Source organism: Paenibacillus sp. 10L310 (assembly GCF_056395745.1).
Genome location: NZ_JBFTKC010000071.1, coordinates 1 through 438 on the forward strand (window position 1 = coordinate 1; position 438 = coordinate 438).

1 protein-coding gene is annotated in these 438 nt (G+C 44.6%); it reads left to right on the plus strand.

Annotation, left to right across the window (positions count from 1 at the left end):
• Positions 1-67 precede the first annotated feature (67 nt).
• Positions 68-385, plus strand: a complete 318-nt coding sequence (locus tag AC1DE7_RS31860) for a transposase (RefSeq protein WP_477535898.1) — start codon at positions 68-70, stop codon at positions 383-385.
• Positions 386-438: the final 53 nt, after the last annotated feature.

Consider the following 438-nt stretch of genomic DNA (forward strand, 5'->3'; position numbering starts at 1 on the left):
GAGCTAGAATAAAAAGTGGACACCCGTTAACGGACGGAAGGATAATAAGACTAACGGAGGTGTCCACATGGGAGAACAGCGGCAACGATATAACGAAGAATTCAAGAAACAAACGGTCAAATTCATTCAAGAGCAGACGAAGACACTTGCAGATTTGGCAGAAGAACTCAACATTCCAAAAAGTACGTTGCACCAATGGATGAGTAAGTACCGCGAACTAAAACATGAGCCTGTTGCCAGTGTAGATCGAGTGAAGGAACTGGAAGCAGAGCTYCAAGAGATGCGCCGATTGCTTCAAGAGAAAGAGCACACGCTTGCGGATACACAAGAAGAACTGGCGATTGTAAAAAAAGCAGTGCACATCTTCAGCAAACCAAAGAGCTAAGATTTCAGTTTGTGGAAGACCATCGCTCCGAGTTTTCTTTGGAGAAGATGTGC